General features: G+C 72.9%; 2 protein-coding genes. Both read right to left on the bottom strand.

Translation table 11 applies throughout. The annotated features are described in order from the left end of the window. Nucleotides 1-7: 7 nt before the first annotated feature. Nucleotides 8-3,103, bottom strand: a complete 3,096-nt coding sequence (locus tag AC3WON_RS15425; protein ID WP_492352177.1) for an amino acid adenylation domain-containing protein — start codon at nucleotides 3,101-3,103, stop codon at nucleotides 8-10. Beyond that, the gene (locus AC3WON_RS15420; RefSeq protein WP_492352176.1) at nucleotides 3,096-12,383 is read right to left on the bottom strand and encodes an amino acid adenylation domain-containing protein; all 9,288 of its coding nucleotides are present in this window, start codon (nucleotides 12,381-12,383) and stop codon (nucleotides 3,096-3,098) included. The genes AC3WON_RS15425 and AC3WON_RS15420 overlap by 8 nt, the downstream gene beginning before the upstream one ends. Between the last annotated feature and the right edge of the window lie 112 nt (nucleotides 12,384-12,495).

Here is a 12,495-nt window from a genome sequence, read left to right as displayed (position 1 = left end):
GGAGCGCTCAGGCGGCCACGGCAGCCTGGGGCGCCGCACTCAGCGCGGTGAGCGCGCGCGCGTCGAGTTCGCCCGCCGTCTCGCTGTGTTCACGCACGGCCGCGGCCAGCGCGTGGGCGGTCGGGTGGTCGAACACCACGCCCGGTGCGATCTCCACCTGCAGGCGCCGGCGCAGCCGCGCCACCAGCTTGATCACCAGCAGCGAATGGCCGCCGAGCGCGAAGAAGTCGGCGTGCGGGTCGACCCGCTCCTGCTCCAGCAGTTCGGCCATCAGCGCGCAGACCAGGGTCTCCACGGCATCCGCGGATGCCGTGGCAGCTTGCGGCGCCGCTGCGGCAATGTCGTCCGGCGATGCGGCCAGCGTGCGCAGCGCCGTGCGGTCGGTCTTGCCGTTCGGCAGCCGCGGCAGCGCAGGCAGCGCGATCAAGCGCGACGGGACCATGGCGTCGGGCAGCATGGCGGCAAGCGCGCGCCGCAGCGCATCCGTGTCGGCGGAGCCGGCCGATGCCGGCACGATGAACGCGCACAGCACGGCTGCGCCGCCGGGGCCGGGCGCGGCACAGACCGCAGCCTGCGCCACCGCCGCTTGGGCCAGCAGCGCTGCCTCGACTTCCGCCGGCTCGACGCGGATGCCGCGGATCTTGACCTGCTGGTCGGCGCGGCCCAGCAGTTGCAGGCCGGCGGGGGTGGCGCGCGCCAGGTCTCCGGTGCAGTAGAGGCGCTGCCCTGCCGCGAACGGGTCGCCGACAAACGCGGCGGCGTCCAGGTCCGGGCGGCCGAGGTAGCCATGCGCCAGTTGCGGACCGCCGACGTAGAGCTGCCCGGCCACGCCGGCCGGGACCGGGCGCAAGGCATCGTCCAGCAGCCGCACGCGCGTCGCGCCCAGGGCCCGGCTGAGCGGCGCCGTGCCGGCGGGCCATCCCGGATCCTCCGCGCCGACGGCGTGGACCATGACGCCGATGGTGGTTTCGGTCGGGCCATAGTGGTTGAAGATCCGGCAGTCCGGTGCGTGGCGGCGCAGCCCCTGCACCAGGCTGGCGGGCAAGGGCTCGCCGCCCAGGATCACGGTGGCAGGCACGGCCGGTGCATCCGTTTCCAGCAGCGCCGCCAGGTGCGACGGCACGATCTTGATGGCGTCGACCTCGCGTCCACGCAGGTAACGGGAGAAGGCGGCGGGATGCGCCATGTCGTCATCGCTGGCCACCGCCAGGCACGCCCCCTGCCACAGTGCTGCGAACAGCGTGGTGTTGCCGAGGTCGGCCGCGACCGACGACGTCAGGCCGAGCCGCCGGCACGACGCCAGCGACAGCGCCTCGCACACCGCCGCGGTGTAATGGCTGATCTGCCGGTGGCCGACCACCACGCCCTTGGGCTCGCCGGTGGAGCCGGAGGTGAAGAGCACGTAGGCGGCGTCTTCCTGTGCGCTGGCAAATTCGCCATCAACCTGTGCGGCCTCGGCCAGCAGCGCATCGGCACAGATCACCGTGGCGTCATCGTGGGCAGCCTGCTGCGCGATGGTCAGCACCGGCGCCGACTGCGCCAGCACGCTGCGGCGGCGTGCCTGCGGCCACGCCGGGTCGAGCGGCACATAGGCGCCGCCCGCGGCCCATACCGTCAGCAGGCTCGCCACCAGCGCGCCGCTGCGCGGCAGCGCCAGCGCCACGCGCGTGCCGGGGCCCACGCCGAGCGCGCGCAGCCGTTGCGCAGCGCCTTGCACGGTGCGCTGCAGGCCGGCGTAGTCGAGCACCAGGTCCGCGGCCTCGAGCGCGGGCGCATCCGGCGTCTGCCGGGCATGCTGCGCGATGCGTGCGAGCAGGGTCTGCCCCGCATCCACGGGCGTTTCGCCCGTCCAGCACTGCGGCACGCGCAAGGTATCGTCCGCAGGCCACGACAGCGATTCCAGCGGCGTGTCGAGCGCCACAGGCAATGTGCCGATCAGTGCCGCCAGATGCGCCAGCACCCACTGCGCGACGCGCGGATGCAGGACGCCTGCGCGCGCATGCAGCGCGAGCGCCGCCATGCCCTGCCCGTCATCGAGTGCCTCACACACCAGGTCGAAGCCGGGCCATGCCGGGCTGGCCATCGCCACGCCGGCGGGCGGCAGCGGCGCTACCGCAAACCCGATACGGGGCGCGGCATCCCCGGGCTGCCAGGCTTCCTGCCACGCGGCGTGGCTGTCGAGCGCGGGCAGCCAGGCGCGCCAGTGCTCGGCCACGCTGCGCTGCGCGTCCCAAGCCACGCTGACCGGCAGCGCCTTGACGAACACGCCGGCGGCGTCGGCCATCACGTCGTAGTCGCGGCGGCAATCATGCAGCCAGGCACCGCTGAACACCGGCTGCGCGCACAGGCGCGCCAGCACGGTCCACCAGGCCGCCTGCACCACGCGCTCAGGCGTGGTGCCGAACTGTCGTGCCGATGCGGCCAGCGCCTGCCGGTGCGCGCCATGCAGCGTGTGGCGCCAGGTGTCGCTACCTTGCGCGGCGGCGCTTCCTGCCAGCGCATCGGAGATGCGCAGCGGGGCCGGCAGGCCGGCGGCCTGCGCCTGCCAGTACGCACGGCCGGCGCTGCCGGTGCCGTCTTCGCCCAGGCGCGCGTCTTGCTGCCAGTCGGCGTATTGCGCGTATTGCAGCGGCAATTCCTCATCGCCATCGATCCGTGCCCGCGCATCCAATGCATCGCGCATGTTTTCGGCAAGCTTCAGCACGGTGCCGCGGTCTGCCGCCAGCGGACTAACCAGCAGCCACAGGGTGGCGCCGCCCGCGGGCAGAGGGCTGATGCAGGCGCGCAGTACGTCGCCGGTGGCCGGGTCGAGCGCAGGCAGCGACGGCGCATCGCCGGGCGCGGCGATGGCCGTGGCGGCACCGTTGGTGCCCGCCTGTGGCACGCAGGCCACCAGCTCGTTGCCATCGTCGATATATGCGGTACGCAGCGATTCGTGCCGCACACGCAGCGCCGCCAGCGCGGCATCCACTGCGGCAGGGTCGGGCTGCCCGTGCAGAGCGATCCGCGCCACATGCGCGCGCGGCGCCGGCGTGTCGCGCCATTGCTGCCATGTGGCCTGTTGTTCGGGTGTCGGGGTCCAGGCGGACTGCAGTTCAGGCATCGGCGTTCTCCTGCGGCACCGCGGCGGCATTGCCGTCGAGCCGGGTGCGGTCAAACATATCGCCCATCGCGACGACGATCTTGCGCGGGCCTTCATAGGGGTCGCGGGCGTGCGCGGCCAGCATGTTGTCGAGCATCACCACGTCGCCGCGTTGCCAGTCGAAGCGCACGGCGCAGGCCTCGTACAGTTCGCCTATCAGCTTCATCGCCTCGTCGGGGATCGGTGTGCCGTCGCCGAACATCACATGGCGCGGCATGCGTTCCAGCCCCACCATCTCGAGCAGGTCTTCACGCACGTCTTCCTCCAGGCACGACACGTGGTGCAGCTGCACCTGGTTGAAGAAGCTGCGCTCGCCGGTGACCGGGTGGCTGACGATGGCCGGGCACACGGTGCGGGTCTGCAGGATGTCGCCGTCCAGCCAGCGGCAGTCGATGCCGGCGGCGCGGCAGCGCGCTTCCACTTCAGCGCGGTCCTCGGTCTTGTAGAAGTCGCGCCAGTCCACGTCCAGCCGCGGCGTGAAGGTGCGCACGTACATAAGTTGCCGGCTGGCGAACTCGGCGGCCAGCGCGGGCGGCAGGCGGCGCAACAGTTCGCGGCAGTCGACGATGGGGGTGGCGCCACCGATGGCGGAGGGCAGTTCGCAATAGAACCACTGCTTGCGCGGCCAGCGCTCCAGGTGCGCGCTTTCGTTGTGGTACAGGATCATCTGGCGCTCGGGGTACGGCGTGGAGCGGTAGGTGTTGCGGCCGCCCTCCTTCTTGGGCAGGTCGCCATAGCTGCCGTACAGGCCCGGATGCATCGCTTCGGCAAAGGCCTCGAAGGCCTGCGGCGTGGGCAGGTCGAAGCCGCGGAAGACGATGCCCGCGTGTTTATGCAGGGTGTCGATGATCAGCCCGCGCGCCCGGGCGGCCCAGGCGACGGGATCGAGGCCGGGCGCCGCCGGCTCGATCACGATGGGAAAGACGTCACCGGCCCGCAGCGGGTGCAGCCGCACCTGGCTGGCCGGGTCGGCGGCGGACGGAACCGGAGTGGCGGGAGCGAGGGTGGCCGGGCGCGGCCGCGCCAGCGATTTGAGCTGGTCGAGCTTGGCCGCCATGCGTTGGCTGGTTTCCATGTTTCGGGACTCCTCGGGTTTCGGTTGGGTCGGGCGCGCGGCGCCCGGGACAAGTTCGGTGACGTGGCCGACGGGCTGGTCCGGCGCGCGCAGCAGCGCGTCCAGCGTGGCCAGCCAGTCGCTGGCAAAGCGCGCCACCGTGGTCCGCTCGAACAACGCTGTGGCGAACACCCAGTCGCCGCGCAGCGCCGCGGCTTCCTGCCCGCCCTCGGGCTCGAGGAACAGCGCCATGTCGAACTTGGAATTGCGCTCCACCGGCGGCAGCATCTCGGCCTGCACGCCGGGCATGGCGAACTGCCCGGCCGGCGTGTTCTGCAGCACGAACAGCGCCTGCACCAGCGGGTTGCGGCTGCGGTCGCGCGGCATGCCCGCGGCCTCCACGATGCGGTCGAACGGCAGGCCGTCATGCTCGAACGCGGCCAGCACGCCGCGCCGGCAGGCGGCGAGGGTGTCGCGGAAGCTGGCGCCGGCGACGCGCCGGGAGCGCAGCGGCAGCACGTTGACGAAGAAGCCGATCAGCGGCTCCAGCGCCGCGTCGTGGCGGCCGGCGACGTCGGTGCCGAGCACCAGGTCGTCCATGCCGGTGGCGCGGTGCAGCCAGCACTGGAAGCTGGCCAGCAGCACGACAAACGGCGTGACCTGCTCGGCGCGGGCCAGCGCATGCACCTGCGCCATGCGCGCGGCGTCGACGTGCAGCGCCACGGCATCGCCTTCCATGCGCGCCACCGGCGGGCGCGCGCGGTCGGCCGGCAAGGCCAGTGCCGCCGGCGCGCCGGCGAGCGCGCCGCGCCAGTAGGCGGCCAACTGGTCGAGCGCGGCGCCGCGCAGCCAGTCGCGTTGCCAGGCGGCATAGTCGGCGTATTGCAAGGCCAGCGGCGGCAGCGGTGCGACCTGGTCCGGCGCCAGTGCGCGGCGGTAGCCGTGGGTGATCTCGTCGACCAGCAGCCCGACCGACCAGCCGTCGGACACCAGGTGGTGCATCGCGACCAGCAGCACGTGTTCCTGCGGGGCGCAGCGCAGCAGCGTGGCGCGCCACAGCGGCGCCTCGCCGAGCGCAAAGGGTCGTGACGCGTGCTCACGCATGGCTTCGCGCAGCGCCGCGTCGCGGGCCTCGGGCGCCAGCGCCTGGAGGTCGGCCATTGGCAGGCCGATGCCGGCGGCGACATCGATGCGGGCGAACGGCTCGCCGTCGTCGTCGGGATAGGCGGTGCGCAGGACCTCGTGGCGAGCGGCCACGGCGGCCAGGGCCTGGCGCAGCGCGGCGACATCCAGCGGCCCGCGCAGGCGCAGCGCGCCGGCCATGTTGTAGGCGGCACCGGCATTGCCCTGCAGGCGCTCGACCAGCCACAGCCGTTGCTGCGCCAGTGATACCGGCATGCGCGCAACGCGAGGCACGGGCACCAGCGCGGGGATCGCCGCCGCGGGCGCCGCCGTGGCCAGGCGCGCGGCAAAGTCGCGCAGCACCGGGGCTTCGAACACATCGCGCAGCGCGGCCTGTGCGTGGCCGGCGGCGCGCAAGCGCGCCACCACGCGGGTGGCGATCAGCGAATGGCCGCCGAGACGGAAGAAATGGCTGTCGCGGCCAACCCGCACACCGGGCAGCAGTGCCTCCCAGATTTCCGCCACGGCTTGCTCGACCGGGTTGGCCGGGGGATCGCCCTCCTCGCCGGCGGCTGCCACCTGCGGCGCGGGCAGCGCCTTGCGGTCGATCTTGCCGTTGGCGTTGAGCGGCCAGACCGGCATGCGCACCCACGCGGCCGGCACCATGTAGGCCGGCAACCGCGCCGCGACGCTGGCGGCAAGCTCGGCTTCCAATACGGCTTCCGCGCCGGCTTCTGGCTGCCAGTAGGCCGTCAGCCATTCGCTGCCGGCGGCCTGGTACACCGTCACCAGCGCCTGACGCACGGCGGGATGCGCGGCCAGCACGGCCTCGATCTCGCCCAGCTCGATGCGGTAGCCGCGCAGCTTGACCTGGAAGTCCTTGCGACCCACGTACTCCAGCACGCCGTCGGCCTGCCAGCGGCCGAGGTCGCCGGTCAGGTAGCGGCGGCTGCCCGGGGCGCCGGTCGGATCGGGCACGAAGGCGGCGGCGGTGCGGCGCGGGTCGGCCAGGTAGCCCCGGCCCACGCCGGCGCCGGCCACCGCGATCTCGCCGATCACGCCGGGTGCGGCCAGGTTGCCGTCGGCATCGAGCACCTGCAGCACCGCATTGGCGGTGGGACGGCCGATCGGCACGGTGTCGCTGCCCTGCTCCAGCCTATCGGCAGACAAGGGGTGGAAGGCCACGTCGTCCGAGCATTCCGCGGGACCGTAGGCGTTCATCAGCGGCACCGCCGGGTAGCGCCCGAACCAGGCGCGCGCGGTGGCGGGCGGCAGCGCCTCGCCAGTGGGCAGCACCCAGCGCAGCGCCGGCAGCGGCGCGTCGCGGCCCTCGGCGGCCTGGCAGTCGAGCATGGCCTGCAGCAGCGACGGCACCGGTTCGAACAGCGTCACGCCGCGCTGCGCCAGCAGCGCCGTCAGCGCCGAAGGATCGCGCACCACCTCGTCGGCGACGATCTCCATGCGCGCGCCGAACAGCGGCGCGGCGAGCGCCTGCCATACCGAGATGTCGAAGCACGGCGGCGCGGTCTGGGCGATCACATCGCCCTCGCCCAGCCCCAATGGCACCACCTTGGCCAGCATGTTGTTGAGCATGCCGGCGCGCGTGACCATCGCGCCCTTGGGCACGCCGGTCGAGCCGGAGGTGAACAGCACGTAGGCGAGCTGGGCGGGGTGCGAGGATGCCGGCAGTGCCGTCGATCCCGCAGCGGTGGCCTCGACGGCGGCCAGCGTCCGGGCGTCTGCGATCCCCGCCTCGGCAATCGCAGCAACGCCTGCAGCATCCGTCAGCACCTGCGCGGGGCGCGTCTGCGCCAGCACCTGCAGCCAGCGCGCCGGGGGATGGCTGACGTCGAGCGGCACCCAGGCCGCGCCGGCGCGCAGTATTCCGGCCAGCGCGACCAGCCAGTCGAGCCCGCGCGGCAGCAGCACTGCGACGACGTCATCCTGCGTCACGCCCGCGGAACGCAGGCCCCCGGCAAGCCGGCCGGCACGTTGCCACCAGTCGCCGTAGGTCAGTGCGGCGTCGCCGCAGCGCGCCAGCACGCGCTCCGGATGCGCGGCGACGCGGCGCGCCACGCGCTGTACGTAGTCGTCGTGCAGGGCTGCCTGCGAGACGCTGGTGTCATCGCTGGCGCCCCAAGCCTGCAGCCGCGTGCGCGTGGCCGGGTCAAGCAGATCGACGGCACCGACATGCGCCGCGCCCTCGGCCAGCGATGCCAGCGCGGCCGCGTACGCGTCCATCCATTGCGCGAGGCGTTTCGCCTCAACGCGGCCGGCATCGCAGGTGAAGCGGACGGTGAAGCGACGATCGGGCATCACTTCCAGCGTCAGGCCGTAGTGGGTCTGCTCGATGTTGTCGTGCTGGCGCAGGCGCAGGCCCGCCACCTCGCGCGCCCGGTCGTTCAGGTCGGGCAGGTTCTGGAACACCATCAGCGTGTCGAACAGCGCGCCACCGGTACCGGCCTGCGCCTGGATCTCGGCCAGCGCGGCATGTTCGAACTCGCGCATGGCGACGCCGGCTTGCTGGGTAGCCTGCAGATAGTCCGTCACCGTCAGCGGGCCGCGCGGACGCAGACGCAGCGGCAGTGTGTTGATAAACACGCCCAGCATGCGCTCGGCGCCGTCGAGGCCCGTTGGCCGGCCGGCCGAGGTCACGCCGAAGACGATATCGTCGCTGCCGCAATGGCGCGCCAGCACGATACCCCACGCCGCCTGCATCACGGTATTGAGCGTGACGCGATGCGCGGCCGCCAGCGCGCGCAGGCTGGCGTCGAGTCCGGCCGGCAGCACCAGGTCGCGGCACAGCGGCACCGCATTGGTGTGCGCGGCCGCCGGCGCGATGCCCGGCAGCACGGTGGGACCGGGCAGGCCGGCGAAGGCCTCGCGCCAGAAAGCCTGCCGCGCCGTCGCGGGCTGCGCGGCAAGCCAGGCGATATAGTCGCGGTACGGCCGGCGCGGCGCCGGGGCGTGGGCCGGATCGGCGTAGCGGGCCAGCGCGTCGTCGAGCAGTTGCACCGAGCCCCAGCCGTCGACGATCAGGTGGTGCCGGCTCCAGACCAGCCACCATCCCTGCTCGCCGGTGCGCAGCAGTGCCAGCCGCATCAGCGGCAGCGCAGCCGGGTCGAAACCACGCGCGCGGTCGGCGCGGCACCAGGCCGCCAGACGCTCGGCCAGCGCTGGACTGTCCTCGCCGCGCCAGTCCTCTACGGCCACGGGCAACGTGGTGCGGGCATGCACGCATTGCAGCGCGCGGTCGCCGCAACCGCCTTCGCCTGGCGCGACAAAGGTGGTGCGCAGGATCGGATGGGCGTCGAGCAGCCCCTGCCACGCGGCAGCCATGCGCGTCGGGTCGAGCGGCCCGTCGATTTCCAGCACCAGTTGGTTGACATAGGCGCCGTTGCCGCCGTCGCGCAGGTGGTGGAACAGCAGCCCTTCCTGCAGCGGCGACAGCGGATAGGCATCCTCGATGCCGCCCTGCGCGATGCGCAGGCGCTCCAGTGCTGGCGCGTCGCAACCGCTCAGCGCAAATGGCTGTGCCACGGCCGGCGTCGCAGCGGGAGCGGCGGCAGGTTGCGCGCGCGCGGCGAGATGCGCCGACAGGCGCGCCAGCGTCGGGTGCGCGAACAGGTCCCTGGGCGCCAGCATCAGTTGTTGCGCGCGGGCCTTGGCCACGATCTGCAGCGCCAGGATGGAATCGCCGCCGAGCGCGAAGAAGTCGGCGTCGCGGTCGACCTCGTCGCGCCGCAGGATCTCGCGCCAGAGCGTGCGCAGCGTCTGCTCGATGGCAGCGCTTGCGTCAGCCGGTGCGGCGCATGCGCGCAGCGCGGCGGCCAATGCCGAGGGCGTGGGATGGGAGAACAGCAGCTTGGGGGTCAACGCCAGACCGGCCTGGCGCGCTTGCGCGACCAGCTGCAGCCCGAGGATCGAGTCGCCGCCGAGGGCGAAGAAGTTGTCGTCGGCGCTGACGGCATCGCGCCCGAGCACGTTGGCCCACAGGCGCGCCAACGTCGCCTCGGTTTCGTCCTGCGGTGCAGCGCGGACGGGCGCGACGCCTTCATCGGGCACCGGCGGCAATGCCTTGCGATCGACCTTCCCGTTGCGCAGTCGCGCGAAGGCGTCGCACTGCACGAAGGCCGCCGGCAGCATCGGCGCCGGCAGTGCGGCAGCCATGGCGGTGCGCAGTGCGGCCAGGTCGAATCCGTCGGCGGGCACGAGATAGGCGACCAGCCGCAGCCCTTCGCCTGCGGGCGAGGGCTGCGCCAGTACCACCGCATCACGCACGTGCGGCGCCTGGCGCAGCCAGGCTTCGACTTCGCCGGGTTCGACGCGGAAGCCACGGATCTTGACCTGGGCATCGGCACGGCCGAGGAAGACGATGGCGCCGTCATCAGTCATGCGCACGCGGTCGCCGGTGCGGTACAGGCGGCCGCCGGGCTGGAACGGATCCGGCACGAAGCGTTCGGCGCTCAGCGCCGGGCGGCGCAGGTAGCCGCTCGCGACGCCGGCCCCGCCGACGTAGAGCTCGCCTGCCGCGCCGCGCGGCACGGGATTCAGGTGCCGATCCAGCACGTGGGCGCTGACGCCGGGCAGCGGGCGGCCGACCGGAATCGCACCCTGCGCTCCGCCCGATGGCACCGCGTGCGTCAGGCAGCCAACCGTGGTTTCGGTGGGCCCGTAGTGGTTGACCACGCGGCAGGCCGGATGCAGCGCCTGCACGCGCGCCACCAGCGCCGCATCCAGCGCCTCGCCACCGAACACCAGGCATTGCCGCGGCACCAGCCGCGCCGGATCGGCGACGGCCAGCAGTGCGCGCAGGTGCGAGGGCACGATCTTCAGGCAATCGACCGGCCGCGCCGCCAGCGCGCTGGCGAGGGCCTCGGGGTCTTCGCCCAGCGCATCGTCCAGCACGCGCAGCGTGTGGCCGCCCAGCAGCGCGCCGAACCAGGCGGTGTGGCCCAGGTCCGCGGTCACGGAGGACAGCGACGCCATCGACGATCCCGCCGGCAGGGCCAGCGCGTGCAGCACGCCAGCGGCGTAGTGCGCAAGGTTGCCTTGCGTCACCACCACGGCCTTGGGCGTGCCGGTCGAGCCGGAGGTGTAGATCAGGTAGGCCGGCTGGGCGGGCACGGCAGCGGGCCATGTAGCCGGGCGGGTTGCGGCATCGGCTTGCAGGGAGGCGGCATGCCAGCCGGCAGCGGGCAGCGCGTCCGCCAGCCACTGCGGCCGGCCACCCTCGCCCACTACCGCTTTCAGGTCCGCATCTGCCGCCAGTTGTGCCAGCCGCGCGGCGGGCAGGGCTGCGTCGAGGCACAGGAACGCGGCGCCCGCTTTCCACGAGGCGAGCATGGCCACGGCCATGCCGGCGCCGCGCGGCAGCAGCAGGCCGACCACGTCGCCGGCGCGCGCGCCGCCGTGCTGCAATCGCGCAGCGAGCGCGGAGGCGACAGCGTCGAGCGCACCGTAGGACAACTGCGCATCGGCAGCGTCTACCGCGAGGCGCTCCGGATGCTCGCGCACGCCGGCCTCGAAGGCCACCAGCGCGGTGGCGTGGGCCTGCGTTGCGGCGCCGCTGGCCTGCCCATGCGAAAGCATCGCCACATCGAACAAGGACAGATCGCCGACACGCACTTCCGCATCGTCAAGCACCGCATCCACCGCAACCCCCAGCGCCGCAATCAGCCGCAGCACTGCCTCCGGGGCAAAGCGGTCAGCGTCGTAGCGCCACTGGCCGCGCAGGCGTTCGCCTTCGTCCTGCCAGCGCAGGTTCATGTCGTTGGCCGCGCCGCGCTGCGTGGCCAGGTATTCGCGCACCAGGTAGCGGCCCAGCACCTTGCGCGGGCCCACCGGCACGAAGGTCGTCATATGCCGGAACAAGGGTCCCGAGGTGCGATCCGCGCCGCCCATGCGCACCAGCGGATATTGCTGGTGGCGCAAGGCGCCACGCATCTGGCGGGCGCAGTCGCGCACCACCGCGGCAAAGGCCGGGTTGGCGGAGAATTCCGCGCGCAACGGCACGGCGTTGAGCGTATAGCCGATCAGGTCGGCATGCTGCGCGCCGGAGCGTCCGGCCGTAGGCGTGCCGATGAGGAAGCCGTCCTCGCCGCTGGCCCGGTGCAGCACGGTCTTGAACAGCGCCAGCATCACCACGAAGACGCTGACCTCGAGCCGCGCGGCCAGGTCGCGCAGCCCCTGCGTCTGTTGCGCCGTCAGGTGGAATTCAATCTCGGCGCCGCGCAGGCGGGGCTCGACGGCGCGCTCGCCGGCCAGGGCCGGCGCCGCGGGCGCGTCCTCGAGTACGCTGTCCCAGTAGGCGCGCAGCGATGCACCACGCGGCCCCGCCAGCAACTGGCGCTGGCGCACCAGCCAGTCGCGGTAGCGGCCCACCTGCGACGCCATCGGCGGACTGGCCGGGTCCTTGGCACGCAGCGCTTCGTAGGTCGCAAGGATCTGGTCGCAAACCGTCTCGAAGCCGAGGTAGTCGCCGGCGATATGGTGCATGCCGGCACACATCCACATGCGATCGGTGCCGTCGGCCTGGCGCGAGACCAGGAAGCGGAAGCGGCAGACCTGGCCCGCGTCGGGGTCGAACGGCTCGTCCGCTTCGCGCTCGAACCAGGCCATCAGATCGGCCTCGGCAAGGCCGTCGACGCGCGTCAGCGAAACCTCGGCTTCAAAGCCGGCCGGCCGCGCCATCACGATCTCGCCGTCCTCGTCCAGGTAGGCGCTGTGCAGCGCCTCGTGGCAATCCACTACATGGCGCGCGGCCTGCTCCAGCAGGTCGAAGCGCAGCCCCGGCGCCAGCTCGATCGTGAAGACCATGTTGTACGCGGCGCTGTGCGGATGGCGGCGATGGAAGGCCAGCAGCGCCAGCTGGCCGGGGCCGGCGGGATAGCGGTCGAAATAGCCGGGATGCGCGGCCAGCCAGGCATCGGCCTCGGCGGCGCGCGTGGCGAGCAGCGCGGCCGCGGCGTCCAGCGCCTCAGCGCTGGCGGCGCAGCCATCGGCCACGCGCCAGCGCCCGTCCAGCAGGCGCAGGCGCACGCCATCGGCGCGCAAGGTTCGCATCAGGGCGCCGGTTTCTGCCGGCAGGGAAGCTACGGAAGACGACATGGCGAAAACGTTGGAGATGGCAAGGCCCTGGCCCGCAGGGCGGCCAGTGGGCATCGGGACGGCGGCG

The sequence above is a fragment of the Cupriavidus sp. FW305-46 genome (genome assembly GCF_058787075.1).
The sequence above is the reverse complement of the archived record's forward strand: the minus strand, read 5'-3'. Positions and strand labels throughout refer to the sequence as shown.